Source organism: Streptomyces sp. NBC_01351 (assembly GCF_036237315.1).
In the GTDB taxonomy this organism is placed as follows: domain Bacteria; phylum Actinomycetota; class Actinomycetes; order Streptomycetales; family Streptomycetaceae; genus Streptomyces.
The window spans coordinates 2,831,377-2,856,688 of record NZ_CP108356.1 but is presented as its reverse complement, the minus strand read 5'-3'; the positions used below and the strand labels follow the sequence as shown (position 1 = coordinate 2,856,688).

Genomic DNA, 25,312 nt, shown 5'->3' with positions numbered 1-25,312 from the left:
GTGCCAAGCGCTTATACGGGTACTACGCGCTGCGCGTCGAGGCTCGAAAGTCGATGTCAGGCGGTTGCGTTGCGCGCCCGATTGCGAGCGGCGCGGCGCTTCATTGCGCGGCGCTCGTCCTCGCTGAGACCGCCCCAGACACCGGAGTCCTGACCGGACTCGAGCGCCCACTGCAGGCACTGCTCCATGACGGGGCAACGGCGGCAGACGGCCTTGGCTTCCTCGATCTGCAGCAGCGCAGGACCGGTGTTGCCGATGGGGAAGAAGAGTTCCGGGTCTTCCTCACGACAAACGGCGTTGTGACGCCAGTCCATGGCTGCTCCATCTCCTTGTATTGCGGGCAGGTTGCTTGTGAATGTGAACGCTTTCACGAATCCCCCCGTGAGGGAAGGGCGACCGCCCAGTTTCCGGGGTGATCAGTCAGAGATTCGTGGAGGGGTTCTGGCGGTCTGTGTGGGTGCCGGGTTCTGCGGGCTGTCCCGATCGCCATGAAGAGATTCGCAAACCTCGGACGGGGATACAACCCCTTCCGGAAAGTTTTTTTTGATTCGTCGGTGTCTACTAGGTCACAGCCCTACATCGTGAGGGTGGACCGGCGTGTAAACGTTCGAGTGAAAGGACTTTGGGCCCTTCCGCTCACACAATCACACGCAGTGCACGGCGTACGCCTGTGAACCGAACGCTGGTACGCAGGCCGAGGTGGTCTCCGTCCATCTGGAACGGAAGCGGGACCTTCGAATGCAAGGTGAAGTCGGTCAGATCGTGCAGAGACACCGCGTGCTTGCCGTGCGGACCCCGCTCAGGAGTCGAGGTCAGGAGCTGTGTCGCGTACCGCGCGACCGCCGGAGTTGACAAACGGTCCAGCGCCAATACGTCAAGCGCGGTATCGAACGACGCCTCCGGAGAGGCGTAAAGCGGACGATTGCCCAGAAACGTCCACGGTGAGGTGTTGCACACTATCGACAGCACCAGATCCGTCACCGGATCCGCTCCGGGGCGCTCCAGCGTGACCGTGCCGTGCCGGCGGTTGGGCTCCTCCCAGAACTGCCGCATCAGCTGTCGTACGTAGAGCGCGTGCGTCGAACGCTTGCCGCGCTCCCGCTGCTGCTCGACCCGGCCGACTACGCCCGCGTCGAAACCGAAGCCCGCGCAGAACGTGAACCAGCGGGCCGGAACCGATTCGTCCTCCGTGCCCGGGGTGCCGGCCGCCAGGCCCAGGCCCACCGTCCGCTCGCGCCGCTCCCGCAGCGCGTCCAGCAGGGCGCCGGTCGCCTCGACCGCGTCGTTGGGCAGACCGAGCGCGCGGGCGAACACATTGGTCGAACCGCCGGGGACCACCGCCAGCCGGGGCAGCCGCTCCGGATCGGGCCCGTCGTGCAGCAGCCCGTTGACCACCTCGTTGACCGTGCCGTCGCCGCCCAGCGCCACCACGAGGTCGAGCCCCTCGTGCGCGGCCTTGCGCGCCAGGTCCCGGGCGTGACCCCGGTACTCGGTGGTCACCGCCTCCAGCTTCATCTCGCTGGCCAGCGCGTGGATCAGTACGTCGCGCGTGCGCGCGCTGGTGGTCGTCGCTGCTGGGTTGGCCACGAGGAGTGCACGCATGGGCGCCAGCCTACCCACCCCCGCATATGCCGACCCTACTGCCCGTCCCCTTGGCGGTCAGGGCAGCGCCGCTACCCTGCTGGAGTGAGTAAGAAGCAGCCCCAGAAGGCCCCCGCCGCCGCACCCGCGCCCGCCGCCGCACCCGCCGCCGCGCTGCCCCGGCGGCTGACCGCAGCCGCCGTGCTCACCGCACTGGAGGGACTGGCACTGGCCGGCCTCGGCGTCTACATGCTGTACGTGGGCATCGCCGGCGACCCCGACTCCGCGCAGCAGGCCGAGACCGGCGGGATCACCCTCCTCGTGCTCGCCGCGCTGCCGCTGATCGGGGCGCGCGGCCTGCGCCTGGGCCGCCGCTGGAGCCGCGGCCCGGCGATGATCACCCAGCTGATGGCGCTGCCGGTGGCGTACACGCTGTACAGCACCGGGGGCGCGATGATCGCGGCCGCCGTGGCGCTGGCCCTGGCCGCGGTCGCCGTCACGGCGCTCCTGGTGAACCCCACGGCGACCGAAGCCCTCGGCATCGGGCCCGCGGAGCAGACCCGATAGCCGGTACGGCCTACTCCTCCACGAGGAGCTTCTCGCGGAGCTGGGCCAGGGTGCGGGCCAGCAGGCGCGAGACGTGCATCTGGGAGATGCCGACCTCCTGGGCGATCTGCGACTGGGTCATGTTGCCGAAGAACCGAAGCAGCAGGATCCGCTTCTCCCGCGGCGGCAGGCCCTCCAGTAGCGGCTTGAGGGACTCGCGGTACTCGACGCCCTCCAGGGCCTCGTCCTCCGAGCCCAGGGTGTCCGCGACCGCCGGCGACTCGTCGTCGGTGTCCGGGACGTCCAGCGAGAGCGTGCTGTAGGCATTGGCCGATTCCAGGCCCTCCAGCACCTCCTCCTCGGAGATCCCCAGCCGCTCGGCCAGCTCGTGCACGGTCGGGGAGCGGCCGTGCTGCTGGGACAGTTCCGCCGTGGCCGTCGTCAGCGAGAGCCGCAGCTCCTGCAGGCGCCTGGGGACCCGTACGGCCCAGCCCTTGTCACGGAAGTGGCGCTTGATCTCGCCGACCACCGTGGGCGTGGCGTACGTGGAGAACTCGACCCCGCGGTCCGGGTCGAACCGGTCCACCGACTTGATCAGGCCGATCGTCGCGACCTGCGTCAGGTCGTCCAGCGGCTCACCGCGGTTGCGGAACCGCCGCGCCAGGTGCTCCACCAGCGGCAGGTGCATCCGTACGAGGCGGTTGCGCAGCTCCGCCTTCTCCGGCGAACCGTCGGGCAGCGCCCGCAGCTCGATGAAGAGGGCCCGCGCGCCACTGCGGTCGCGCGGATCGGGCAGCGCACGGGTCACCGGGAACACCGGCGGCGCCGGCGGCTCGGGGGCCCCGGGGACCTCGGGCACACCGAAGGCCTCCTCCGGAGGCTTGGCAGCGGCCTCCGGTGGCTGTACTTGATCGTGCTGGTTCTCGCTCATAGGGCCCGCCCGTCGCTCCGCCGAGTCCAAAAAGCCGTCATCCGCATCCGCTTCAGCCGGGTGCGGCCGGGCGTGCTGCTGCTCCGGGATGCCGCCGTCGACCTCGTGCCGCACCCGGGGCCGATCCCCGCCCCGCACCGGGATCTCCCCGCCGCTCACGCCGGGCCTGGTCCCGCGCCGCGCTGTTTGTAGAGGCTGATGCTCACTGTCTTGTTCTCCTCGACCGTGGCCTCGACCTTGCCGGCCAGCGCCGACAGGACCGTCCACGCGAACGTATCGCGCTCCGGCGCGCGCCCGTCGGTGGTCGGCGCGGAAACGGTCACCTCCAGCGAATCCCCGATGAGCCGGAAGACGCAGCTGAGGACGGAGCCGGGCACGGCCTGCTGGAGCAGGATCGCGCAGGCCTCGTCCACCGCGATGCGGAGGTCCTCGATCTCGTCGAGGGTGAAGTCCAAACGTGCCGCGAGGCCGGCCGTGGCCGTCCGCAGCACCGACAGGTAGGCACCCGCAGCGGGCAGCCGGACTTCCACGAAGTCCTGGGTCCCGGGCTCGCCTGCGATCTGGGACACCCTCACCTCCAAGGTGGTACGAGCTCTGTTCGCCGGTGACGCTATCGCGATCCGGGCGATCGTGTCGCGGCACCCCTCTCGGCGCCCGCTGGAGCGCCCCGGCCGGCCATGCCGCTGCCCAGTGACTGATGGTAAGCCCATGGGTACGCACAGTGGCTAGGGGTCTGCGGGGCCCAAATCAGGGGAACCGGCGGAGGGTTGACCTACCCCGCCTCAGACGATCGAACCGTCGACAAAACACCACCGCCAGGTCTCGCCCGGTTCGAAACTCCGCATGACCGGATGGCCGGTCTCCTGGTGGTGCGCCGTCGCGTGCCGGTGCGGCGAGGAATCGCAGCAGCCCACGTGCCCGCACGCCAGGCACATCCGCAGCTGGACCGGGTGGCTGCCGGTCGCCAGACATTCGGGGCAGGTCTGGGCAGACGGGATGGGCTCGGGGCGCGGCAGTTCGGCAACGTGGGTGCACTCGCTCATGATGACGAGCGTACGACGCGGGCGCTGGCGCACGACGAACGAGGATGGATCTTCGATGGAGGTATTGCCGCTGGTGGCGCTGATCGCGGGCAGCGCCGCCGTTGCGGGCATCGCCCGCCGGACGCCGGTGCCGGCGCCGCTGCTGCTCGTCGCGGTGGGGCTGGTGGCCGCGTACGTCCCGGGCGTGCCCTCGTACGCACTCGACCCGCACATCGTGCTGCCGCTGCTGCTCCCGCCGCTGCTGCACACGGCCGCCGTGGACAGCTCGTACCTGGACCTGCGGGCGAACATGCGGCCCGTGGCGCTGCTGTCGGTCGGCTACGTGCTCTTCGCGACGCTCGCCGTCGGCTACGTGGCCTACCTGGTGATGCCGGCGCTCACGCTGCCGGTCGCGCTGGTGCTGGGCGCGGTGATCGCGCCGCCCGACGCGGTCGCCGCCACCGCCATCGCCCGCAAGCTCGGCCTGCCGAACAGGATCACGACCATCCTGCAGGGTGAGTCCCTGGTCAACGACGCCACCGCGATCACCGCCTACAACGTGGCCCTGGCGGCGGCGGTCGGGGTGAGCGCCGGCTGGGCCGGCGGGATCGCCGAGTTCCTGGTGGCCTCGGTGGGCGGGGTCGGCGTGGGCCTGCTGCTGATGGTGCCGATCCACCAGCTCCGCAAGCGGCTGAAGGAGCCGCTGCTCCAGAACACCCTGTCGCTGCTGATCCCCTTCGTGGCGTACGCGGCGGCGGAGCGGGTGCACGCCTCGGGGGTGCTCGCGGTGGTCGTCGTCGCGCTGTACCTCGGGCACCGGAACTGGCAGGTCGACTTCGCGACCCGGCTCCAGGAGGAGGCGGTGTGGAAGGTGGTCGCCTTCGTGCTGGAGTCGGTGGTCTTCGCGCTGATCGGGCTCCAACTGCCGGTGGTCCTCAAGGGGCTGGGCGAGTACGAGGGCCTGGTCGCCGCCTGGTACGCGGTCGTGGTGTTCGTCGCGGTGGTGGTGGCCCGGTTCCTGTGGGTGTTCCCGGCGACCTTCCTGCCGAGGCTCTCGGCGCGGATCCGCAAACGGGAGCCCGACACCGACTGGAAGGCCCCGGTGATCGTCGGCTGGGCCGGGATGCGCGGGGTGGTCTCGCTGGCCATCGCGTTCTCCGTGCCGGTAACCGTCCCGCACCGGAACCTGATCCTCTTCCTCACCTTCACGACGGTCATCGGCACCCTGGTCGTCCAGGGCCTCACCCTGCCGCCGCTGATCAGGGTGCTGAAGCTGCCGCCGAAGGACCTACAGGCGGAGACCCTGGCGGAGGCGCAGGCGCAGAGCCAGGCCTCGCGGGCGGCGGAGGACCGGCTGACGGAGCTGCTGGAACAGCCCGAGAACAGCACGCTGCCGCCACCGCTGGCGGACCGGCTGAGGACCGTGCTGGAACGGCGGCGCAACGCGGTGTGGGAGCGGCTGGGTGAGGTCAACCCGGTGACGGGGGAGTCGGCGGACGACGTCTACCGGCGCCTGGCCCGCGAGATGATCGAGGCCGAGCGAGAGGTCTTCGTATCGCTGCGCGACGCCCGCCGGATCGACGACGAGATGCTGCGGGCCCTGCTGCGCCGCCTGGACCTGGAGGAGGCGGCGGCGTACCGCGAGTCGGGGTGATCCCCCCCCCGCGGTGCGCCGCTGCCGGGCGGCATCCCGCGCCTCAATCGCCGGCGGGGCTGGGTTTGCCCCCCGGGGCGGGGTTTTTGGCCGTCGGGTTGGTCCGCGGTGTCCCTCCGGGGCGTCTCCTCGTCCTCGCGCACCGAGGCACCTTTGGAAGTGGGGGGTGGTTGCGCGCTCGTCCTGCGGGGACGCCCCGGAGTGCCCCCGCGGACCGGCCAGACGGCCCTGACCCCCGCCCGCTGGGCCGGGAGCGTGCGTTGGGGTGGGGACACGGCGGAGTGTCCCCGCAGGACGAGCGCGCAACCACCCTCACGTCTCGCAGCGGTGCCTCGGTGCGCGAGGACGAGGAGACACTCCGCCGGGGCACCGCCCCAACAGGCCGGTCCCGGCCCAGGGGGCACCCTCAGCCCCGCCGGCGTTTGAGGCGCCGGGGCAGGGGCTCCGGCAACGGCGCCGCCGCAGGGGCTCCGCAACACCGCCCGGGAGGGCAACCGGCCCCGCCCGGTTACGGCCGGCCGGTGATCACCGCAGCCAAGGTGGTGCCATGGGGGAACGCGCCGGAGGCGGTGAGGTCGGCCAGGGCCCAGAGCAGCTTGGCGACGTAGATCCGCTCGACGGGGAGGCGGTGGCGGCGCTCGAAGTCGAGGGCGAAGGCCTCCAACGCGGCCGGGACGCGGGCGTAGCCGCCGTGGTCGTACCCCTCGGCCAGGCTCCACTCCCCGGCCGGACCTCCGAAGGCGGCCGCCTGGAGGGAACGTATCTTCGCGCCCAGGAAGCCGCCCGCCAGCACCGGCACGCCCAGCGCCCGCTGCCCGGGGGCGAGTCCGGCGGCCAGGCCGGCCAGGGTCCCACCGGTCCCGCAGGCCACGGCGACCACATCGGCCGCGCCCCGCAGCTCGCTGCCCAGCTCGGCGCAGCCGTGCAGGGCCAGGGCGTTGCTCCCGCCCTCGGGCACCACGTACGCGCCTTCCGCCCCGGCGGCGCCCACCAGCCGCGCCAGCACCTCCGGCTCGGCCTTGCGGCGGTACTCGGACCGCGAAACGAAGTGCAGCCGCATCCCGTCCGCCGCGCACCGGGCCAGCGCATCGTTGAGCGGCCGCACGGCCAGCTCGTCCCCGCGCACGATCCCGACGGTCCCCATCCCGAGCAGCCGCCCGGCCGCGGCGGTGGCCCGCAGGTGGTTCGAGTAGGCCCCGCCGAAGGTGACGAGCCCGCCGTGCCCGGCCTCCACGGCCGCCCGCAGATTCGGCGCGAGCTTGCGCCACTTGTTGCCGGGCAGTTCGGGATGTACGAGGTCGTCCCGCTTGAGCAGCAGCCGTACGCCGTGCGCCGCGAACCGCTCGTCGGGGACCTCGTGCAGGGGCGACGGCGGGCGGGGTCGCAGTTCGGGGTGGCTCACCCGTCCATTGTGAGCCCGTGCCGGATGCGACGTCGCACGTCAGAGACCCCGGCGGGGGCGGGGCCGCGCCGGGGCCGGTGTGGCAGGGGACTACTTCAGGCGCTCCGTGACGCGTTCGCGGAGGGAGGCCATGGTGAAGCCCTTGGGGTCGATCTTGCCCGGCTGCCATTCGAGGTGGCCGATCACCGAGCGGGCCGTCCAGGCGTGGACCCGGCAGATCGCGGCGGCCGCGCGGGTGATGGCGTCCAGTTGGACCGTCGGCCAGGGGTCCTCGCCGTCGCCGAGGTTCTCGCACTCGAAGCCGTAGAAGTGGCGGTTCCCGTCGGTGTCCGCGCGGTCGTCCGGGGGGAGACGCTTCTCCGCGATCACCGCGGCCAGGACGTCGGAGTCCCCGGCGCCCGCGTGGTTGGCGCGGCCGTAGCCGACCAGGTGGACGCGGCCGTCCTTGGCGATCACGCCGTGGCAGAGCGGGCCAGGGAGGGCCGGGTCGCCCTCGCGGCAGAGCCGGACGGTGCTCGGGGTGCCGTGCGTGACCGTGTGGTGGATCATCACGCCGTGCACGGGGCCCCAGGGGCCCTTGTGGTTGCGGTTGTGGGTGCGCCAGGCGCCGACCTCGACGACGGTCAGGCCTTCGTCGCGCAGGGCGTCGATGAAACGGTCCGCGGACATGGGTGCGGCCATGGCCGCCTCCTTTGCGGTGCGTGACGGACACGGTGTGTGCCCGCGTGGTTACGTTCCGGTTTAGTGGAGGCGGCCCTTCCGGGGCTAGGGCGTGATCCGGCCACTGTCAGGCGGAGGCCAGCCACAGGTCCGGGCCGAACACCTCGTAGTGGACGTCGGCGGCCGGCACGCCCTTGGCGATCAGCTGCTCGCGCACCGCCCGCATGAAGGGCAGCGGGCCGCAGAGGTAGGCCGTGGTGCCGGGGGCGACGGGGACGGCCGTGAGGTCCATGTGGCCGGTGTGGTGGCCGAGTTCGGCCGACTCCTCGTACCAGAAGTGGGCGGCGGAGTCCGCGAGCTTGTCGGCCAGGGCCCGGTGGTCCTCCCGCAGCGGGTGGTCGGCGGGGGAGCGGTCCGCGTGCAGCACGGTGACCGGGGCGGTGTGCCCGGTGTCGGCCAGGTGCTCCAGCATCGACAGCATCGGGGTGCAGCCAATGCCGGCCGAGGCGAGCAGGACCGGAGCCGCAGCGTCCCGGAGGGTCAGGTCGCCGTACGGGGCCGAGACGCGCAGGGTGTCTCCGACGCGGACCCGGGCGTGCAGGTGGTTGGAGACCTCGCCGTCGGGGCCCGCTGCCGCCGGGCCGTGGACCCGCTTGACGGTGATGGCGCGGACCGGGGAGCCGGGGGAGGTGGAGAGGCTGTACTGGCGGATCTGGCGGGCGCCGTCCGGGAGTTCTACCTGGACGGATACGTACTGGCCGGGCAGGTGGGAGGGGGCGGGGGCGCCGTCGGCCGGTGCGAGCCGGAAGGTGGTGCAGTCCGGCGTCTCCTCGACGCGGCCGGTGACCGTCCACGTGCGCCAGACGTCGCCGGCGAGCACCTGCTGCTCGGCGTAGAGGCGCTCCTCGATGGCGATGAGGGCGTTCGCCATCAGCCAGTAGACCTCGTCCCAGGCGGCGGCGACCTCGGGGGTGACGGCCTCGCCGAGGATCTCCACGATGGCCGCGAACAGGTGCTCGTGGACGACCGCGTACTGCTCGCGGGTGACGCCGAGCGAGGCGTGCTTGTGGGCGATGCGGTTCAGCATCACGTCGGGGCGGGTGTCGGGGTGCTCGACGAGGTGGGTCGCGAAGGCCGCGATGGAGCCGGCGAGGGCCTGCTTCTGGAGGCCGGCGTTCTGATTGCCCCGGTTGAAGAGGTCGCGGATCAGCTCCGGGTGGGCCGCGAACAGCTTCGTGTAGAAGAGGTCCGCGATGTCGCCGATCGCGGCTCCGACGGCGGGCAGGGTGGCTCGTACGGTCGCCGTCGACTTCTCGGAAAGCATCGGGACTGACTCCTCGCGTGGGGTGGTTCTGCGTCAAGATAACTGGCATGTGAGATGCGTATTTTCGAGCCTGAAAAAAGGTCCGCCGCGGTGCGGACCTGCGTTCGAGCTCCCCGCCAGAATGAGCCTAGGCGTACGGGTGGTGAGCGGAAATCGGCCATCCGGCCCGGATCGTCAGGGCCTTTCGGCCCCCTTCGGAGGCCCTCCCGAAATGCCCAGCAGCAGCGGTCCGGTCGGGGCTGCCACCAGGTCGTTCACCGTCAGCGGGTCCAGCGCGGCGAAGAACGCCTCCTGGGCCCGGCGCAGCGCGCCGCGCAGCACGCAGGCGGCGCGCAGCGGGCAGGGGACGGCGCCGTCGCAGTCCACGACATCGCCCGCGCCCTCCAGTTCGCGGACCACCCCGCCCACCGAGGCCGCGCGCCCGGCGGGAGTCAGGGTCAGCCCGCCGCCGCGGCCGCGCCGGGCCTCGACCAGGCCGAGATGCTGCAGCCTGGCGACCACTTTGGCGGTGTGCGTGTAGGGGACCTCCATGGTCGCCGCCACCTCGCGCGTGGTCGGCAGGTCCGTCTCCGCGACGGCCAGGCGCATCAGGACGCGCAGGGCCAGGTCGGTGAATCGGGTGAGCCGCATGTCTCGACCGTAGGAAACTTGCATCCACAGTGCAAATTAATGGCCGGAAGTGGTGGGCCCCAAGGGGTCCGGGAGGCGTGTGGGACGGGAGTGGGGCCCCAAAGCCTGCCCCTTACTCGTACGGAGTAGTCCCACACTTTTGTGTAATGGTCCCACCACGCTACGTACTGAAAGGCTGCATCCCGCAGATCCATGGAGTGATCGAAAGGGATATTCATGTCGGTCCAGGCAGGTTCCGAATCCGAGACCCAGACACCGCAGCGCAGTCTCGGGACATCGGCCGCGCGGAACTTGGCAACCACGACCAAGTCCGCACCGCAGATGCAGGAGATCACCTCCCGGTGGCTCCTGAAGATGCTCCCGTGGGTCTCGGTGCAGGGCGGCACCTACCGCGTCAACCGCCGGCTCAGCTACTCCGTCGGCAACGGCGTCGTGGAGTTCATCAAGACCGGGACCCAGGTCCAGGTCATCCCCGCCGAGCTCGGCGAACTCCCGCTCCTGCGCGACTACGAGGACCAGGAAGTCCTCACCGAACTCGCCCAGCGGTGCCGCCAGATCGACTTCGAGCCCGGCCAAGAGCTGACCTCCTTCGGCAGCCCCGCGGACCAGGTGTTCCTCCTCGCCCACGGCCGCATCGACCACGTCGGCCCCGGTCCCTACGGTGACGACGCCGTCCTGCAGACCGTCGCCGACGGCGCCTTCTTCGGCGAGGACTCCCTCGTCGATGCAGAATCGATTTGGGAGTACACCGCCCGCGCCGCCACCGCCGGCACCGCCCTGGTCCTGACCCGCCAGGACTTCCAGCTCCTCGCCGACCGCGTCGACTCGCTGCGCGCGCACGTGGAGCGCGTACGCACAATGCCCGCGCAGCGCACCAACAAGTACGGCGAGGCCGCCATCGACCTCTCCGCCGGCCACCACGGCGAGGCCGTGCTCCCCGGCACCTTCGTGGACTACGACGCCCACCCTCGCGAGTACGAACTCTCCATTGCACAAACGGTCCTGCGGGTCCACACGCGCGTCGCCGACCTCTACAACCAGCCGATGAACCAGACCGAGCAGCAGTTGCGGCTCACGGTCGAGGCGCTGCGCGAGCGCCAGGAGCACGAGATGCTCAACAACCGCGACTTCGGCCTGCTCCACAACGCCGACTACGACCAGCGCATCCAGCCCCACGACGGCGCGCCCAGCCCCGACGACATGGACCAGCTGCTCAGCATGCGGCGCGGCTCCAAGCTGTTCCTCGCCCACCCCAAGGCGATCGCCGCCTTCGGCCGCGAGTGCAACAAGCGCGGGCTGTACCCGGAATCGGTGGACATCGACGGCCACCGCGTGCCGTCCTGGCGCGGGGTGCCGATCTTCCCGAGCAGCAAGATCCCGATCAGCGACGCCCGCACCACCTCCATCCTCTGCATGCGCACCGGCGAGGACGACCAGGGCGTGATCGGACTGCACCAGCCGGGCATCCCGGACGAGATCGAGCCGAGCCTGTCGGTCCGCTTCATGGGGATCAGCGAGCAGGCGATCATCTCGTACCTGGTCACCGCCTACTTCTCCGCCGCGGTACTGGTTCCGGACGCGCTCGGCGTCCTGGAGAACGTCGAGATCGGCCGCTGGCGCTGAGCGCCGGGAACGCCGTGAACGCCATCGATACCGCCCTCGCCACCGGCGAGGGCCAGGAAGCCGCCGTCCTGCTGGAGCGGACGAGGGAAAAGGTCAACCCGCAGCTGCGCCGGACGGTCGAGAGCCTGCCCGGTTCCATGCGGCGGGTCGCCATGTACCACTTCGGCTGGGAGCACGCGGACGGCACCCCGGCCGCGGGCAACACGGGGAAGGCCATCCGGCCGGCCCTGGTCCTGGCCGCCGCCCAGGCCCTGCGGGGCCCGGGCGGGCAGGTGGACGACGCCGCCGTACGGGCGGCGGCGGTCGCCGTCGAGCTGGCGCACAACTTCACGCTGCTCCACGACGACGTCATCGACCGGGACGTCCAGCGGCGCGGCCGGGACACGGCGTGGACGGTCTTCGGGATACCGGACGCGATCATCACGGGCGACGCCATGATGGCGCTCGCGCTGCGCCTGCTCGCCGAGGACCCGCACCCGGCCTCCGCGGAGGCCTCGGCCCGCCTCACGGCCTGCGTCATCGAGCTGTGCGCGGGCCAGCAGGCGGACTGCGCCTTCGAGCAGCGCGCGCAGGTCTCGCTCGACGAGTGCCTCACCATGGCCACGGCCAAGACCGGGGCGCTCCTCGGCTGCGCGTGCGCACTGGGCGCTCTGTACGCCGGGGCGGGGCCGGAGGAGGTCGAGGCGATGGACGCCTTCGGCCGGGAGGCCGGGCTGGCCTTCCAGCTGATCGACGACCTGATCGGCATCTGGGGGGATCCGGGGCACACCGGCAAGCCAGCCGGGGCCGATCTGATCGCCCGCAAGAAGTCCCTCCCGGTCGTGGCCGCCCTCACCTCGGGCACCGCGGCGGGGGAGGAGCTGGCCGCGCTGTACGCGGGTCCCATGACCGGGGACGACGTACGCAGGGCCGCCGAGGCGGTCGACCGGGCCGGCGGGCGCGACTGGGCGCAGGCCCACGCCGCCGACCGGATGGGCCGGGCGGTGCAGCAGTTGTCCCGGGCCGTTCCGGACCTTGGGGCGGCGGGCGGGCTGCTGGCGCTGGCGGAGTTCGTGACGCGCCGCACGAGGTGAGCACGTAGGGGGACGGGAAGGGAAGGCCCGTTCCGGCGCCGTACGCCGCCGGAACGGGCCTTTTCGCGCGGGTGGGTCAACTCTAGGATCCCTCAGGGACGTTGGGATCCGAGCGAAGGGTGTGACCAGTGGTACTGGAGATACGTCAGGCGGAGCAGTCGGACCGGGACGCGGTGGCGCGGCTCCTCGACAGGACCTTCCACAACGACCCGGTGAGCAGCTGGGTCTTCCCGGATCCCGAGCACCGGGCCGCCGTGCACGGCAGGTTCCTCGGGGTCTTCGTGGACGTGGCGCTCGCCGAGGGCCGGATCGACTACGCGGTGGACGGCTCGGCGGCCGCGCTGTGGCTGCGGATCCCGGCCGGGGAGCCGGAGGGCGAGGACGAGATCCCGGCGAAGATGCGGGCCGTGGCCGACCCGGACAACGAGCGGTGCGAGCTGGTCGGCCGGCTGACGGGCGCGGTGCATCCCACGGCCGAGGAGCACGAGTACCTGCTGATGATCGCCGTAGACCCCGCCCGGCAGGGCGAGGGGCTGGGCGCGGCCCTGATCCGGCCGGTGCTGGAACGCTGCGACCGCGAGGGCGTGGCGGCGTACCTGGAGGCGAGCAGTGAGCGCAGCATGGGGCTCTACGAGCGGCTGGGCTGGGAGTTCACGGGTGAGGCCGTGCAGCTGCCGGACGGGCCGCTGATGTGGCCGATGTGGCGCAAGCCGCGGTCGTAGGCGCGCGGATGAATGGGGGGCTTGCGTAACCACTACACCTGAAGTACTTTACTCGACGTGCCCCGGTGTGGAGGCACTGTCGAACGGAAGAGAATCGCTTGCGCAAGCTCACCTACTTCATCGCCACCACGATCGACGGCTTCATCGGAGCCCCGGACGGCGACTCCGACTTCATCTACGCCTTCCTCGACCCCGAATTCATCGACCACCTGAAGGCCGAGTACCCCGAGACCATCGCCGCCCAGGGGCGCGCGCAGCTCGGGATCGAGGACGTCGCGCCCAAGCGCTTCGACGCGGTGCTGATGGGGCGGGCCACCTACGAGCCGGGCCTCAAGGCCGGCATGACCAGCCCCTACGGCCACATGCGCGAGCAGTACGTCGTCTCGCGCTCCCTCGTGGAATCGCCGGACCCGCAGGTGCGGCTGATCAGCGGTGACGTCGCCGCCAAGGTCCGCGAGCTCAAGGCGCAGGACGGCCTCGACATCTGGCTGTGCGGTGGAGCCGACCTCGCGGCCCAGCTGGCCGACGAGATCGACGAGTACATCGTCAAGACGTACCCGGTCTTCGTGGGGACCGGCATGCCGATGTCCCGCGTCGGGTTCGGCGTGCGCCCGCTGGAGCTGACCGGCTGCACCGCCCTCGGCGGCGGCCAGGTCATCACCTCGTACGCCGTCAAGCGCTGATCCCGCCGGCCTGCCGGTCCGTCGACCCGGCGGCCCGGCGGCCCGGTGGATTCCCGCGAAACGGGCGAAACCGGCCTACCGTGTAGGTATGGCCGGTGAACAGCAGCAGCGCCCGCACGAGACGATCGCCCCGCACGCCGGGCACGAGCAGCAGGCCTGCCCGGCGTGCGGGAGCCCCGTCGAGACGGTGCTCAGACGGCGAAAGTCCCTGGGTGTCTTCGTTCCGGAATGGGTACCCGGGCCCTGCCGTAACCCGGAGTGCCCGGAGTACGTGGCCCCGGAGGGGGTTAGGGCCTAGCCCTTCGCCCCCGCCCCGGAGGCGACGAGGCCGTTGGCCCAGAGCTGGTTCACGCGCGCCCGCTCGGTGCTGTTCGGGGTGGCGTTCTGGCACGAGGTGCCCGGGCCGCCGCCCGACATCAGCTCGCTGCACGGGCCCGAGTAGTGGTCCGGCAGGCCCAGCACGTGGCCGGTCTCGTGCGAGGTCACCCGGGTGGAGTTGTAGATCTGGTTCTGCCGGTAGTCCAGGAAGATGTAGCCCCGGCCGTGCCCGTCCGTGCTCGCGTACGAGCCGCGCGAGTCATTGCCCTCGCGGTACGAGAAGTTCCCGCCGGAGGACACCTCCTGCAGCTTGACGTTGGACACCGAGCTGTTCCATATCTGCGTGGAACGGGCGATCTGGGTACGGAAGCTCGGCGCGTTGCGGGTGTTGTACGTGACCGTGACGGCCAGCACGCCGGGGTTCGCGGCGCGCTGCTCGGCGACCGAGCGCCGAACGGCGTCGAAGAAGGCGCGGTTGGCGGCCTCGTTCTCCTGCGAGCGCTCGTAGGCGTCGTACGTGGCGGCGTTTCCGGGGGAGGGCGCGGCGCTGGCCGTGGGGGCGATCGTGCCCAGGGCGGCGGCGAGGCCGAGGCCGATCGTGCCGGCCAGCGCGGCCTTGCGGGAGTGGCGCATGTGGGGGAGCTCCTACTCGTCCGGTGCGGTGGGGGGTGGGTCGTTCGGTACCGGAGTCTGCGGGAGCGGAAGCGGGCGGCGGATGATGTCAGTCGCCGATAACCGCGGGTTATCGGTGAGGTTTCGGCGGGTCAACACCCTTGAGAATGGCGGGATTCGGCGGCCTGTTGGTGGCTGGTGCGGTTCACCCGGCCCGGCCTACTCTCAGGGGCATGGAGCTTGAGGTCAGGCACCTGCGGGCGCTCTGCGCCATCGCCGACGCCGGCAGCCTGCACAAGGCCGCCCGGCAACTCGGCGTGAGCCAGCCCGCCCTGACGACTCAGCTGCGCCGCATCGAACGGGCCCTGGAGGGCGAGCTGTTCCTCCGCGAGCGCACCGGCTGCCGGCCCACCCCCTTCGGTCGCACGGTCCTCGGCCGGGCCCGGCCGCTGCTCGCCGAGATGGCCGCGCTCGTCGCGGAGGCACGGGCCCAGGCCCGCGGGCCCCACCTGCGCATCGGCTCCACCGCCAGCCGCGCCCTGCCGGGGTGGCTGCGCCGGCTGCACCGGCGGCTGCCGGACACCGAGACCTCGCTGCTGGTGGACGTCTCCGCCAACGCGCTGCTGCGCATGGTGGCTTCGGGGCAGCTGGACGTGGCGTTCGTGCACGAGGTGGAGGGCAGCCCGCTGACGGTGCCGGTGGGACTGCAGCTGCGGGTGCTGATGGAGCGGGAGCCGCAGTTCGTGTCGATGTCCCGGGACCACCCGGCCGCGCGGTCGCCGGTGGTGGAGCTACGGGACCTGGCCGGGGACCGGTGGACGGTGGACCCCTCGGTGGACGGCGAATGGGACGGCCTGCGGCGGGTGTTCGCGGGGGCCGGACTCGATCCGCCGGTGCTGCACGCGGACTACCACACGGCGACCTCGCTGATCGTCTCCGGCGAGGCGGTGGCGCCCTGCCAGCCGACGTCCGGGCCGCGGGACGACATGGCGATACGCCCGCTCTCGGGGGACCCCCTCGCGGTGCGGCTCCTGCTGGCGACGCGGCCGGGGGCGCACGCGGAGGTGTACGCGGACCTCCGCGCGGCCTACCGCGAAGCCGCGCTGCGGACGCCGCCGTACCGTGCCTGGCTGCGGGACCGGGGGAGCCCACTGCTGGCCGCGTGACCCCCACGGGGTGGCGCCGCCGAAAGTGCCGCTGCGCGGCCCCCTGGGGCTCCGCCCCAGACCTCTCCCTCAGCTACCGCTGGGAGGTGCCCCCACCAGACTCCGTCCGGGGGAACCCCCACTCCTCAAGCGACGGAGGGGCTGGATTTCGGCCGGTGTCGGCTGACAAATGTGCGCAGCCTGGCGGGCTGGATTGCCCGGAGGGCAATTCCAGCCGCGCCGGCGTTTGAGGCGCGGGGGCCGGGGCGGGGCCGTCGGTGGCCTCGTCGGGGCGGGCGAGCCGCTCCGGTTGCTCCAGGTCCAGTACGGGATCCAGCCCCGGCCGCGCCGACAGCACCCGCATGGCGTCCGGCTCGCCGACCGGGCGGCCGGCCGCGTCCCACTCGTACGCCGCGGCCCGCCGGAACCCGCTCGACAGGGCGAATCCCGTCCGGCCCTCCTCCCACCACAGGCTCAGCACCGGCCAGTTGACGCCGATGGCGACCGCCGCGCCCCAGCCCGCGAGGACTTCGGCCGCCGACTCCTCCCCGTCGAGCCACGGCTCGCCCTCGGGGACGAGCGCGCTCCACTCGCCGGCCGGGGCGAGCAGCAGGCGCCCACACGCTAAGGCAAACCATCTGAAAATGGGCATTTTGTCGACACGCTTGACTTCACCCAACCGCGATATATCGTGTTGTCCAGAAGACGCGATATGTTGCGAACGATGAGCGTCGAGCCCGGTCCGTGCACGCACCGAGAAAGGATCAGCACCATGGCAGAGCAGAAGACGTGGTCGGCCGCCGAACCGCAGAAGCTCACCTTCGAGGAGCCGGTGACCGAGCTCCGCGTCCGTCTCGTGGGCGGCACGGTCAACGTCGTCGCCGCCGACGAGGGCCCGGCCCGGCTGGAGGTCGCCGAGGTCGACGGGCCGCCGCTCTACGTGGTGCAGGAGGGCGGCGTCCTCACCGTCTCCTACGAGGACCTGCCCTGGAACGGATCCCAGGGCTTCAAGGAGTGGTTCGACTCCAAGCCCTGGAAGGCCTGGTCCGGCAGCTCCGCCCTCGGCCGCAAGGCCTGGGAGCGCAGCGCCGCCGTCACCCTCACCGTCCCCGCGGGCACGAAGGTGCAGGTCGCCGTGGTCGGCGCCACCACCTTCGTCTCGGGGATCTCCGGCGGCACCGACGTCAACGGGGTCTCCGGCGGCGCCACCCTGGTCGGCCTCTCCGGCCGGGTCAAGGCGCACACCGTCTCCGGCAGCGTCGAGGTCCAGTCCGTCACCGGCGACCTCGGGTTCCACTCGGTCTCCGGCGGCCTGACGGTGGTCGACGGAGCGGCCGTGAAGGTACGGGCCGACTCGGTCAGCGGCGACATGCTCATCGACCTGGACCTGGACCTGGATGCGGGCCACGATGCGGCCGGCTCCCGGCCGCCCGTGGACATCACTCTCAACTCCGTCTCCGGCCAGGTCGCGATCCGGCTCCCGCACCCCGCCGACGCGCGGGTCGAGGCCAACACCGCCACCGGCGGGGTCTCCAACGCCTTCGAGGACCTGCGGGTCTCGGGCCAGTTCGGCGCCAAGCGGATCACCGGCACGCTCGGCTCCGGGACCGGCACCCTGCGGGCCACCACCGTGTCGGGCGGGATCGCACTGCTGCGCCGCCCGGCCGCCGACACCACGGAAACCCCCCTCGCGCTCGACAAGAAGGTGCTCTGACATGCCGCCCGTCTTCGCCCACGGCCGCCTCCGCCTCTACCTCCTCAAGCTCCTGGACGAGGCCCCGCGCCACGGGTACGAGGTGATCCGCCTGCTGGAGGAGCGCTTCCAGGGCCTCTACGCGCCCTCCGCGGGCACGGTCTACCCGCGCCTGGCCAAGCTGGAGACCGAGGGCCTGGTCACGTACGCCACCGAGGGCGGGCGCAAGGTGTACTCCATCACCGAGGCGGGCCGCGCCGAACTGGCCGACCGCAGCGGCGAACTCGCCGACCTGGAGCTGGAGATCCGCGACTCCGTGACCGAACTGGCCGCCGAGATCCGCGACGACGTCCGGGGCGCGGCGGGTGACCTGCGGCGCGAGATGCGGGCGGCGGCCTCGGCCTCCGAGACGCGCGTCGACGGCGAGTCGTGGCAGACGGTCAAGGAGGAGATGAGCAAGGCGCGGCAGGAGTGGAAGGAGCAGGCTCGGCGGGCGAAGGACGAGAGCCGCCGCGCGCGGGAGGAGGCGCAGCAGGCCCGCCGCCAGGCCAAGGAGGCGCAGGAGCGGGCCCGTGAGGAGGTCCAGCGCGTCGTGGGGCAGCTGCAGGAGCAGTTCGCCAAGTCGGGCGGAGTGCTGGGGAACCTGGCCGGAGCGTGGCTGGGCGGCTCCGTGTCGAGTGCGCCGACCGCGGCCGACTCGGGTGATGCGGCTGCTGGTGCGGCGGCCGCGGGGGTGGACTGGGCCGAGGATCTGGTGCCGTCCGGGGACGCCGCGCGTGACCTGGACCGGCTGCTGGACCGCTTCCGCGACGATGTGCGGGACGCGGCGCGGGACCACGGGGTGACGTCGGGCCAGGTGGCCGAGGCGCGGGCGGAGCTGGCGGCCGCCGTTGCCCGCCTGAAGTCGACGCTCCGGGGTGGTGCGTAGGTCCTCCGGTCGGCTGCGGCGCCGCCGCCGGGGCTCCGCCCCGGACCCCGCGCCTCAAACGCCGGCGGGGCTGGATTTGCCCCGGGCGGGGCCGGCAGGCGAGGCAGGGTGATCGTCAGGCCGTCAGGCCGTCAGGCCGTCAGGCCGTCAGGCCGTGAAGCCGTGAAGCCGTCAGGCCGTGAAGCCGTGAAGCCGTCAGGCCGTGAAGCCGTGAAGCCGTCAGGCCGTGAAGCCGTGAAGCCGTGAGGCCGTGAGGCCGGCTCGTCAGGCCGCCAGGGATGTTTCTGCCGTCGTGTACGTGACGCCGTGGTCCGTCAGGACTTCGGACAGGGTGCCGGGGCAGGAGAGGAGGGCCAGCAGGAGGTGCAGGGGGCCGATGTGGCGGTCCTTGCGGGCCAGGGCGATGCGGAGGGAGCGTTCCAGCACCTTCTTCGCCCCCGCGGTGAAGGGGATGTGGCCCGTGCCGGAGCGCCTGCGCCGGGATGGCGCGGCGGTGGACAGGGCGCCCTCGCCGTGGGTTTCCTCGATGCGGGCGACGATCTCGCCCAGGTCGATGCCGAGACCGGCCAGTGCCTCCTCGTCCGCCCGGGACATGCCGCCCCGGCGGCGGGCCTTCGCGAGGTCGGCGGTGAGCGAGGCCCGGTCGACGCCCAGGAGGTCCAGGGCGCCCAGGGCCAGGAGAGACAGGAGCAGGTGCTCCTCGGTGACCGTGGCGGCGCCCGCCTCGTGGGCCTGCGTCACGGCGCCCTTCACGGTGCTGCGGGCATCGGTTGTGAATCGCTCGAACATCAAAGCCTCCCGTGCTTCTTGTGCACGGCCTGCCGGCTCACGCCCAGCTCGGCCGCGATCTCCTGCCAGGACCAGCCCTGCGCGCGGGCACTGCGTACCTGTACGGCCTCCAGCTGCTCCAGCAGCCTGCGGAGGGCGGCCACGGCACGCAGGCCCACGCGCGGGTCACGGTCACCGGCCCGTTCGGCGAGATCGGTAGCTTCCGTCATGTATGTCAATGTAGGTTGACGCGGGAGGGGGTGTCAACCTGTATTGACATGAAGGTTGGTTGATCAGGGGGTCAGGACGATCTTGCCGAAGAGGTCGCCCGACTCGAGCTTCTCGAAGCCCTCCCGCGCCCGGTCCAGCGGCAGGACCTCGTCGATGACCGGCCGCAGGCCCGTCGTCGCGCAGAACGACAGCAGGTCCTCCAGCTCGTCCTTCGAGCCCATCGTCGAGCCGACCACCTTCAGTTCCAGGAAGAAGATCCGGGTCAGCTCGGCGTGCGCCGGGCGGTCCCCGCTCGTGGCGCCGGAGATGACCAGGGTGCCGCCGGGGCGCAGGGACTTCACCGAGTGGGACCACGTGGCCGCGCCCACCGTCTCGATGACCGCGTCCACCCGCTGCGGCAGCCGCGCGCCCGGTTCGAAGGCGTCCACCGCGCCCAGTTCCACGGCCCGCTTGCGCTTGGCCTCGTCCCGGCTGGTGGCGTAGACCCGCAGGCCCGCCGCCTTGCCGAGCGCGATGGCGGCGGTCGCGACCCCGCCGCCCGCGCCCTGGACCAGTACCGAATCGCCGGGACGGACGCCCGCGTTGGTGAAGAGCATGCGGTAGGCGGTCAGCCACGCCGTGGGAAGGCAGGCGGCCTCCTCGAAGGACAGCTCGGCCGGCTTGCGCAGGACGTTCCAGGCGGGGACGGACACCTGCTCGGCGAAGGTGCCCTGGTAGCGCTCGGTCAGGATCGAGCGGGGCTCGTCCGGGCCGACCCCGTGGCCGCTCTGGCCGATCACGGAGTGCAGGACGACCTCGTTGCCGTCCTGGTCGATCCCGGCGGCGTCGCAGCCGAGGATCATCGGGAGCTTCTCCTCGCCGAGACCGACCCCGCGCAGCGACCACAGGTCGTGGTGGTTGAGGGAGGCGGCCTTGACGTTCACGGTCACCCAGCCGGGCCGGTCCTCGGGCGCGGGGCGTTCGCCCAGCTCAAGGCCGTTCAGCGGCTGGTCACGGTCGATTCGGGCGGCATAGGCAGCGAACATGCCGCGACGCTACCGCTGGGTAGGCCGGGTTTCCAGCCCTGGCTGGGTCGGTGCGACCAGGGCCACGTACGCGGTGCGGGCCCTCGGGGGCCCTGGGGCTCCGCCCCGGACCCTCTCCCCCGGCTACCGCTGGGAGGTGCCCCCACCAGACTCCGTCCGGGCGGGACCCCCACCCCTCAAACGCCGGCGGGGCTGGATCGGCCCGCGGACGCGAAAAGGCCCGGCCGGATCCAGGGGATCCGGCCGGGCCTTCCTCCGTACAGCTCAGCCGAGCGTTACGGCCCAGCGCAGCCGTCAGGCCAGGCGGGCCACGCCGTCGGCCTTCGCCGCAGCGGCCACGGCGGACGCCACGGCCTCGGCGACGCGCGCGTCGAACGGCGACGGGATCACGTAGTCGGCGGCGAGCTCGTCACCCACGACACCGGCGATGGCGTCGGCGGCGGCGATCTTCATGCCCTCGGTGATCCGGGTCGCGCGGACCTTCAGCGCGCCCTGGAAGATGCCCGGGAACGCCAGCACGTTGTTGATCTGGTTCGGGAAGTCCGAGCGGCCCGTGGCCACGACCGCCGCGTACTTGTGCGCGACGTCCGGGTGGACCTCCGGGTTCGGGTTGGCCATGGCGAAGACGAACGCGTCCTTCGCCATCGAGGCCACCGCCTCCTCCGGAACCGTGCCGCCGGAGACGCCGATGAAGACGTCCGCGCCGGCCAGGGCCTTCTCCAGCGAACCGGTCTGGCCGGTCTTGTTGGTCAGGCCCGCGATCTCCGCCTTGACGTCCGTCAGGTCGGTACGGTCCGCCGAGACGACGCCCTTGCGGTCGGTGACGCAGACGTCGCCGATGCCCGCGTCCACGAGGATCTTGGCGATGGCGATGCCCGCGGCGCCGGCGCCCGAGATCACGGCGCGCAGGTCGCCGAGCGTGCGCCCGGTGAGCTTCGCGGCGTTGCGCATGGCGGCCAGCGTCACGATGGCCGTGCCGTGCTGGTCGTCGTGGAAGATCGGGATGTCGAGGGCCTCCTGGAGGCGGCGCTCGATCTCGAAGCAGCGGGGAGCGGAGATGTCCTCCAGGTTCACACCGCCGAAGGACGGGGCGAGACGGATGACCGTCTCGATGATCTCGTCCGTGTCCTTGGTGGCGAGCGCGATCGGAACCGCGTCCACACCACCGAACTGCTTGAAGAGGATGGCCTTGCCCTCCATCACGGGGAGGGAGGCCTCGGGACCGATGTCACCGAGTCCGAGCACGGCCGTGCCGTCGGTGACGACGGCCACCACGTTGGACTTCCAGGTGTACTCGTTCACGAGCTCGGGCTGCTCGGCGATGGCGCTGCACACCTTCGCCACGCCCGGCGTGTACGCCAGGGACAGGTCGTCCTTGTTGTTGACCGGCACGGTGGCCTGGATGGCCATCTTGCCGCCCCGGTGCAGCGCGAACACCGCGTCGGGGTTGTTGTCCGTCGCGCTGCTGTCACTGCGAGGGTTGACGATCTCCGCTGCCACTTTGTGTGACCCCTTAAGTCCTTTGAATCGTTGAGGGTGGCCACTCCTGGTTAAGGGGTGGGCGGGCACCGAGTACGTACTCCGCTTCGACGGTTGGACCGTCTCCGCGGAGGGGAGGTTCGTACGCGCGGGCGCGCCGCACGCGCGCCCTGAGCCCCGGATGAGGGGTGTAAGGATCTGTTCTACCGGAAGAACACTCACCCAGACGAGTCGATTCCGTCTCGACTGTAGGCCTTCTGTCATGGTTTTGGCTAAAAGTCCAAACCTTGTTGTCCGGTAGGCGAGACGCTCCGTAGAAACTGCCGTCGAAACCGCTGGTCACAGCAGTATCTGCGGCATCGGTGGCCATGTCCCGCAGTCCTGTTGGGTCAGTCAGGTCGCCCGTTATGCGATTTTGACCTGACGGGCTGCCTGAATGTCTCAGTCCGAATGGCAAGATGCCGTAATCACACAAGGTCGCGACACTCGATGGTGCGTGTTCGACCGACTCTCGATCCTTTTCCATCAGCCGGAGGAACGAAGCCATGACCGCAAGCACCACCCGTCGTACGACCGCCGCACGGTCCCGGATCGCCGCGGTCGGCGCGATCGCGGTCGCCGGCGCCCTGGTCCTCACCGGCTGTGGCGACCAGACCGACAAGGGTTCCACGACCCCGTCGGGCCAGGCGAACAACAGCGCGGCTCCGCTCTTCTCGAAGCTCCCGAAGAAGATCCAGGACGCCGGTGTGATCAAGGTCGGCACGGACGCGACCTACGCCCCGATGGAGTTCACCGAGGGCGGCAAGATTGTCGGTGTCGACCCGGGCATCGCCGAGGCGCTCGGCAAGCAGCTCGGCGTGACGTTCAAGTTCGAGTCCGGCACCTTCGACACCCTGATCGGCAGCATGCAGACGGGCCGCAGCGACGTGGTCATGTCCTCGCTCACCGACACCAAGGCCCGCCAGGAGGGCCTGGACGACAAGGGCGCCAAGACCGGCGCCGGTGTCGACTTCGTCGACTACTTCTCCTCCTCGACCGGCATCCTGGTCAAGAAGGGCAACCCGGAGGGCATCAAGACCCTCGACGACCTGTGCGGCAAGAAGGTGGCCGTCCAGCGCGGCACCACGTACGAGACGTCCGCCAAGGACCAGTCCGAGAAGTGCAAGACGGCCGGCAAGGGCGAGATCGCCATCGAGTCCTTCCCGACCGACGCCGAGGCCCAGACCCGCGTGAAGGCCGGCGGCGCCGTCGCCGACCTGAACGACTCCCCGGTCGCCGCGTACATCGCGCAGACCGCCGGCGGCGGCGCCGACTTCGAGGCCATCGCGAACCCGACCGACGCCGGTCTCTTCGGCATCGCCGTGGACAAGAAGAACACCGAGCTGCGCGACGCCCTCAAGGCCGCCCTCGACGCGATCATCAAGGACGGCACGTACAAGGCCGCCCTGGACAAGTGGAACGCGGGCTCCGGTGCCGTCACCGAAGCCAAGATCAACGCCGGTTCCTGATCTCCGCGCACCACTGCAGCACTCTGAAGGGCAGTCACTGTGACTGACAAGCTCGACAAGGTCCCGGGCCCGGCGGACACCCCGCCGGCCGGGGCCGTCCCGCCCGAGGCGATCCGCGCCATCCCGGTCCGCCACTTCGGCCGCTGGATCAGCGCCGTCGTGGCCATCGTCCTCCTCGTGACGCTCGTGTACGCCTTCGGGCAGAGCGACAACGTGCGCTGGGCGACCGTTCCGGAGAAGCTGTTCGACCCCACCATCCTCCGTGGTGTCGGCAACACGATCTGGATCAGCATCGCCTCGATGGCCCTGGGCCTGGTGCTCGGTGTCCTCTTCGCCGTGATGCGGCTCTCGAAGAACCCGGTGACCAGCACCATCGCCTGGTTCTACATCTGGCTGTTCCGCGGCACCCCGGTGTACGTGCAGCTGCTCATCTGGTTCAACCTCGCCCTGATCTTCCCGGTCCTGAACCTCGGGTTCTACAAGGACGAGATGACCCAGGTCATGACGCCCTTCCTGGCCGCCCTCCTGGGTCTCGGCCTCAACGAGGGCGCGTACATGGCGGAGATCGTCCGGGCCGGCATCCAGTCGGTCGACGAGGGCCAGAGCGAGGCCTCGCACGCGCTCGGCATGACCCGGATGCAGACCATGCGCCGCGTCGTGCTGCCGCAGGCCATGCGGGTGATCGTGCCGCCGTCGGGCAACGAGTTCATCAACATGCTCAAGACCTCGTCGCTCGTCGTCGCAGTGCAGTACTTCGACCTGTTGCGCGCGGCCCAGGACATCGCGTCCACGTCGTTCGCGGTGATGGAGATGTTCTTCGTCGCGTCGATCTGGTACCTCGCCCTGACCAGCGTGTTCAGCGTCGGCCAGTACTACCTGGAGCGGCGCTACGCCCGCGGTTCGCTCCGCTCGCTGCCGCCCACGCCGTTGCAGAAGATCAAGGCGAAACTGTCCAGCTTCTCGAACCGCAAGGCGGTGGCCTGATGACGACTGCCATGGTGAAGGCCGAGGGCGTCCACAAGTCCTACGGTGCGGCGCACATCCTCAAGGGCATCGACCTGGAGGTCGCCCCGCGTGAGGTGTTCTGCCTGGTCGGCCCGTCCGGCTCCGGCAAGTCGACTTTCCTGCGGTGCATCAACCACCTGGAGCAGGTCAACGCCGGACGGCTGTACGTCGACGGGAACCTCGTCGGCTACCGCCAGAAGGGCGACAAGCTCTACGAGCTGAAGGACAGCGAGGTCGCGGCCCAGCGCCGGGACATCGGCATGGTCTTCCAGCGCTTCAACCTCTTCCCGCACATGACGGCCATAGAGAACGTCATGGAAGCCCCGGTCATGGTCAAGGGCGAGTCCAAGGCGGTGGCGCGCGAGCGCGCCGTACGCCTCCTGGACCGCGTGGGCCTCGGTGACAAGGGCGGGAACTACCCCACCCAGCTCTCCGGCGGCCAGCAGCAGCGCGTGGCGATCGCCCGCGCGCTGGCCATGGAGCCGAAGCTGATGCTCTTCGACGAGCCCACCTCGGCGCTCGACCCGGAGCTGGTGGGTGACGTCCTCGACGTCATGCGGGACCTCGCCGAATCGGGCATGACCATGATCGTGGTCACCCACGAGATGGGCTTCGCCCGCGAGGTCGGCGACAACCTCGTCTTCATGGACGGCGGCGTGGTCGTCGAGTCCGGCAACCCGCGCGACGTACTGGGCAACCCCCAGCACGACCGGACGAAGGCGTTCCTCTCCAAGGTCCTGTAACAGGGC

27 protein-coding genes are annotated in these 25,312 nt (G+C 71.1%); 12 read left to right on the top strand and 15 right to left on the bottom strand.

Annotated elements, in window-relative coordinates; genetic code table 11:
- Positions 1-56: 56 nt before the first annotated feature.
- Both OG625_RS12655 and OG625_RS12650 read right to left on the bottom strand, forming a co-directional pair.
- On the bottom strand, positions 57-314 hold the full coding sequence (locus OG625_RS12655; protein ID WP_004937597.1) for a WhiB family transcriptional regulator: 258 nt from the start codon (positions 312-314) through the stop codon (positions 57-59).
- A gap of 322 nt (positions 315-636) precedes the next feature.
- On the bottom strand, positions 637-1,602 hold the full coding sequence (locus OG625_RS12650; RefSeq protein ID WP_329379387.1) for a diacylglycerol/lipid kinase family protein: 966 nt from the start codon (positions 1,600-1,602) through the stop codon (positions 637-639).
- Between the two features lie 84 nt (positions 1,603-1,686).
- Between OG625_RS12650 and OG625_RS12645 the strand changes: the two genes are divergently transcribed.
- Complete coding sequence (locus OG625_RS12645; protein ID WP_329379385.1) at positions 1,687-2,148, top strand: hypothetical protein; 462 nt, start codon at positions 1,687-1,689, stop codon at positions 2,146-2,148.
- Positions 2,149-2,158: 10 nt separating this feature from the next.
- Here OG625_RS12645 and OG625_RS12640 read toward each other — a convergent pair whose 3' ends face one another.
- From OG625_RS12640 to OG625_RS12630, 3 genes are all read right to left on the bottom strand, one after another.
- Complete coding sequence (locus tag OG625_RS12640) at positions 2,159-3,217, bottom strand: RNA polymerase sigma factor SigF (protein ID WP_329379383.1); 1,059 nt, start codon at positions 3,215-3,217, stop codon at positions 2,159-2,161.
- Positions 3,214-3,627: an anti-sigma regulatory factor gene (locus OG625_RS12635; RefSeq protein ID WP_329379381.1), complete on the bottom strand. Its 414-nt coding sequence runs from the start codon at positions 3,625-3,627 to the stop codon at positions 3,214-3,216. Before OG625_RS12635 ends, OG625_RS12640 begins: the two co-directional genes overlap by 4 nt.
- Before the next feature lie 213 nt (positions 3,628-3,840).
- The gene (locus tag OG625_RS12630) at positions 3,841-4,101 is read right to left on the bottom strand and encodes a UBP-type zinc finger domain-containing protein (protein WP_329379379.1); all 261 of its coding nucleotides are present in this window, start codon (positions 4,099-4,101) and stop codon (positions 3,841-3,843) included.
- A gap of 55 nt (positions 4,102-4,156) precedes the next feature.
- On the opposite strand from OG625_RS12630, the gene OG625_RS12625 reads away from it, so the two are divergent.
- The gene (locus OG625_RS12625) at positions 4,157-5,734 is read left to right on the top strand and encodes a Na+/H+ antiporter (RefSeq protein WP_329379377.1); all 1,578 of its coding nucleotides are present in this window, start codon (positions 4,157-4,159) and stop codon (positions 5,732-5,734) included.
- A 508-nt stretch (positions 5,735-6,242) separates the two neighbouring features.
- On the opposite strand, the gene OG625_RS12620 is transcribed toward OG625_RS12625, so the two are convergent.
- The 4 genes from OG625_RS12620 to OG625_RS12605 all read right to left on the bottom strand — a co-directional run bounded on the left by OG625_RS12620 (position 6,243) and on the right by OG625_RS12605 (position 9,750).
- On the bottom strand, positions 6,243-7,136 hold the full coding sequence (locus OG625_RS12620) for a 1-aminocyclopropane-1-carboxylate deaminase/D-cysteine desulfhydrase (protein WP_329379375.1): 894 nt from the start codon (positions 7,134-7,136) through the stop codon (positions 6,243-6,245).
- A gap of 90 nt (positions 7,137-7,226) precedes the next feature.
- Positions 7,227-7,817 carry an N-acetylmuramoyl-L-alanine amidase gene (locus OG625_RS12615; RefSeq protein ID WP_329379374.1) on the bottom strand — a complete coding sequence of 197 codons (591 nt, stop codon included), beginning with the start codon at positions 7,815-7,817 and terminating at the stop codon, positions 7,227-7,229.
- Between the two features lie 106 nt (positions 7,818-7,923).
- Positions 7,924-9,120, bottom strand: coding sequence for a globin domain-containing protein (locus tag OG625_RS12610; RefSeq protein ID WP_329379373.1), 1,197 nt, complete (start codon positions 9,118-9,120; stop codon positions 7,924-7,926).
- Between the two features lie 174 nt (positions 9,121-9,294).
- A complete protein-coding gene (locus OG625_RS12605; protein WP_329379371.1) occupies positions 9,295-9,750 on the bottom strand; it encodes an RrF2 family transcriptional regulator in 456 nt (151 codons plus the stop codon).
- Positions 9,751-9,966: 216 nt separating this feature from the next.
- Between OG625_RS12605 and OG625_RS12600 the strand changes: the two genes are divergently transcribed.
- The 4 genes from OG625_RS12600 to OG625_RS12585 all read left to right on the top strand — a co-directional run bounded on the left by OG625_RS12600 (position 9,967) and on the right by OG625_RS12585 (position 13,851).
- Complete coding sequence (locus OG625_RS12600; RefSeq protein ID WP_329379370.1) at positions 9,967-11,373, top strand: family 2B encapsulin nanocompartment shell protein; 1,407 nt, start codon at positions 9,967-9,969, stop codon at positions 11,371-11,373.
- Positions 11,370-12,446 carry a family 2 encapsulin nanocompartment cargo protein polyprenyl transferase gene (locus OG625_RS12595; protein WP_443067884.1) on the top strand — a complete coding sequence of 359 codons (1,077 nt, stop codon included), beginning with the start codon at positions 11,370-11,372 and terminating at the stop codon, positions 12,444-12,446. Before OG625_RS12600 ends, OG625_RS12595 begins: the two co-directional genes overlap by 4 nt.
- A gap of 128 nt (positions 12,447-12,574) precedes the next feature.
- The gene (locus OG625_RS12590) at positions 12,575-13,168 is read left to right on the top strand and encodes a GNAT family N-acetyltransferase (RefSeq protein WP_329379367.1); all 594 of its coding nucleotides are present in this window, start codon (positions 12,575-12,577) and stop codon (positions 13,166-13,168) included.
- Positions 13,169-13,266: 98 nt separating this feature from the next.
- Positions 13,267-13,851, top strand: coding sequence for a dihydrofolate reductase family protein (locus OG625_RS12585; protein WP_329379365.1), 585 nt, complete (start codon positions 13,267-13,269; stop codon positions 13,849-13,851).
- Positions 13,852-14,145: 294 nt separating this feature from the next.
- On the opposite strand, the gene snpA is transcribed toward OG625_RS12585, so the two are convergent.
- Positions 14,146-14,802: a snapalysin gene (gene snpA, locus OG625_RS12580; protein WP_329379363.1), complete on the bottom strand. Its 657-nt coding sequence runs from the start codon at positions 14,800-14,802 to the stop codon at positions 14,146-14,148.
- A gap of 212 nt (positions 14,803-15,014) precedes the next feature.
- Here snpA and OG625_RS12575 point away from each other — a divergent pair, with 212 nt between their 5' ends.
- On the top strand, positions 15,015-15,947 hold the full coding sequence (locus OG625_RS12575) for a LysR family transcriptional regulator (protein ID WP_329379361.1): 933 nt from the start codon (positions 15,015-15,017) through the stop codon (positions 15,945-15,947).
- 73 nt (positions 15,948-16,020) lie between these two features.
- Here OG625_RS12575 and OG625_RS12570 read toward each other — a convergent pair whose 3' ends face one another.
- Positions 16,021-16,578 carry a hypothetical protein gene (locus OG625_RS12570; protein ID WP_329379359.1) on the bottom strand — a complete coding sequence of 186 codons (558 nt, stop codon included), beginning with the start codon at positions 16,576-16,578 and terminating at the stop codon, positions 16,021-16,023.
- Between the two features lie 120 nt (positions 16,579-16,698).
- Between OG625_RS12570 and OG625_RS12565 the strand changes: the two genes are divergently transcribed.
- Both OG625_RS12565 and OG625_RS12560 read left to right on the top strand, forming a co-directional pair.
- A complete protein-coding gene (locus OG625_RS12565; protein ID WP_329379357.1) occupies positions 16,699-17,640 on the top strand; it encodes a DUF4097 family beta strand repeat-containing protein in 942 nt (313 codons plus the stop codon).
- A gap of 1 nt (position 17,641) precedes the next feature.
- A complete protein-coding gene (locus OG625_RS12560; RefSeq protein WP_329379355.1) occupies positions 17,642-18,547 on the top strand; it encodes a PadR family transcriptional regulator in 906 nt (301 codons plus the stop codon).
- A gap of 264 nt (positions 18,548-18,811) precedes the next feature.
- On the opposite strand, the gene OG625_RS12555 is transcribed toward OG625_RS12560, so the two are convergent.
- From OG625_RS12555 to OG625_RS12540, 4 genes are all read right to left on the bottom strand, one after another.
- Positions 18,812-19,336 carry a Clp protease N-terminal domain-containing protein gene (locus OG625_RS12555; protein WP_329379353.1) on the bottom strand — a complete coding sequence of 175 codons (525 nt, stop codon included), beginning with the start codon at positions 19,334-19,336 and terminating at the stop codon, positions 18,812-18,814.
- On the bottom strand, positions 19,336-19,545 hold the full coding sequence (locus OG625_RS12550; RefSeq protein ID WP_042818984.1) for a helix-turn-helix domain-containing protein: 210 nt from the start codon (positions 19,543-19,545) through the stop codon (positions 19,336-19,338). Before OG625_RS12550 ends, OG625_RS12555 begins: the two co-directional genes overlap by 1 nt.
- A 63-nt stretch (positions 19,546-19,608) precedes the next feature.
- Positions 19,609-20,571, bottom strand: coding sequence for a zinc-binding dehydrogenase (locus OG625_RS12545; protein ID WP_329379348.1), 963 nt, complete (start codon positions 20,569-20,571; stop codon positions 19,609-19,611).
- Between the two features lie 294 nt (positions 20,572-20,865).
- A complete protein-coding gene (locus tag OG625_RS12540; RefSeq protein ID WP_329379346.1) occupies positions 20,866-22,071 on the bottom strand; it encodes an NAD(P)-dependent malic enzyme in 1,206 nt (401 codons plus the stop codon).
- 524 nt (positions 22,072-22,595) lie between these two features.
- Between OG625_RS12540 and OG625_RS12535 the strand changes: the two genes are divergently transcribed.
- Genes OG625_RS12535 through OG625_RS12525 form a run of 3 tightly spaced genes read left to right on the top strand, consistent with a single transcriptional unit; the run spans position 22,596 to position 25,306 of the window.
- Positions 22,596-23,558, top strand: a complete 963-nt coding sequence (locus tag OG625_RS12535) for an ABC transporter substrate-binding protein (RefSeq protein WP_329379344.1) — start codon at positions 22,596-22,598, stop codon at positions 23,556-23,558.
- A gap of 39 nt (positions 23,559-23,597) precedes the next feature.
- Positions 23,598-24,542, top strand: a complete 945-nt coding sequence (locus OG625_RS12530; RefSeq protein ID WP_329379343.1) for an ABC transporter permease subunit — start codon at positions 23,598-23,600, stop codon at positions 24,540-24,542.
- Positions 24,542-25,306, top strand: a complete 765-nt coding sequence (locus OG625_RS12525) for an amino acid ABC transporter ATP-binding protein (protein ID WP_329379341.1) — start codon at positions 24,542-24,544, stop codon at positions 25,304-25,306. Before OG625_RS12530 ends, OG625_RS12525 begins: the two co-directional genes overlap by 1 nt.
- The last annotated feature ends 6 nt before the right edge of the window (positions 25,307-25,312 follow it).

Excerpts from the sequence above, each read along its gene's own strand:
- OG625_RS12655 (WP_004937597.1), bottom strand. The coding sequence starts at position 314 with ATGGACTGGCGTCACAACGCCGTTTGTCGTGAGGAAGACCCGGAACTC.
- OG625_RS12650 (WP_329379387.1), bottom strand. The coding sequence starts at position 1,602 with ATGCGTGCACTCCTCGTGGCCAACCCAGCAGCGACGACCACCAGCGCG.
- OG625_RS12630 (WP_329379379.1), bottom strand. The coding sequence starts at position 4,101 with ATGAGCGAGTGCACCCACGTTGCCGAACTGCCGCGCCCCGAGCCCATC.
- OG625_RS12625 (WP_329379377.1), top strand. The coding sequence starts at position 4,157 with ATGGAGGTATTGCCGCTGGTGGCGCTGATCGCGGGCAGCGCCGCCGTT.
- OG625_RS12615 (WP_329379374.1), bottom strand. The coding sequence starts at position 7,817 with ATGGCCGCACCCATGTCCGCGGACCGTTTCATCGACGCCCTGCGCGAC.
- OG625_RS12610 (WP_329379373.1), bottom strand. The coding sequence starts at position 9,120 with ATGCTTTCCGAGAAGTCGACGGCGACCGTACGAGCCACCCTGCCCGCC.
- OG625_RS12605 (WP_329379371.1), bottom strand. The coding sequence starts at position 9,750 with ATGCGGCTCACCCGATTCACCGACCTGGCCCTGCGCGTCCTGATGCGC.
- OG625_RS12600 (WP_329379370.1), top strand. The coding sequence starts at position 9,967 with ATGTCGGTCCAGGCAGGTTCCGAATCCGAGACCCAGACACCGCAGCGC.
- snpA (WP_329379363.1), bottom strand. The coding sequence starts at position 14,802 with ATGCGCCACTCCCGCAAGGCCGCGCTGGCCGGCACGATCGGCCTCGGC.
- OG625_RS12575 (WP_329379361.1), top strand. The coding sequence starts at position 15,015 with ATGGAGCTTGAGGTCAGGCACCTGCGGGCGCTCTGCGCCATCGCCGAC.
- OG625_RS12570 (WP_329379359.1), bottom strand. The coding sequence starts at position 16,578 with ATGCCCATTTTCAGATGGTTTGCCTTAGCGTGTGGGCGCCTGCTGCTC.
- OG625_RS12565 (WP_329379357.1), top strand. The coding sequence starts at position 16,699 with ATGGCAGAGCAGAAGACGTGGTCGGCCGCCGAACCGCAGAAGCTCACC.
- OG625_RS12560 (WP_329379355.1), top strand. The coding sequence starts at position 17,642 with ATGCCGCCCGTCTTCGCCCACGGCCGCCTCCGCCTCTACCTCCTCAAG.
- OG625_RS12555 (WP_329379353.1), bottom strand. The coding sequence starts at position 19,336 with ATGTTCGAGCGATTCACAACCGATGCCCGCAGCACCGTGAAGGGCGCC.
- OG625_RS12550 (WP_042818984.1), bottom strand. The coding sequence starts at position 19,545 with ATGACGGAAGCTACCGATCTCGCCGAACGGGCCGGTGACCGTGACCCG.
- OG625_RS12545 (WP_329379348.1), bottom strand. The coding sequence starts at position 20,571 with ATGTTCGCTGCCTATGCCGCCCGAATCGACCGTGACCAGCCGCTGAAC.
- OG625_RS12535 (WP_329379344.1), top strand. The coding sequence starts at position 22,596 with ATGACCGCAAGCACCACCCGTCGTACGACCGCCGCACGGTCCCGGATC.
- OG625_RS12525 (WP_329379341.1), top strand. The coding sequence starts at position 24,542 with ATGACGACTGCCATGGTGAAGGCCGAGGGCGTCCACAAGTCCTACGGT.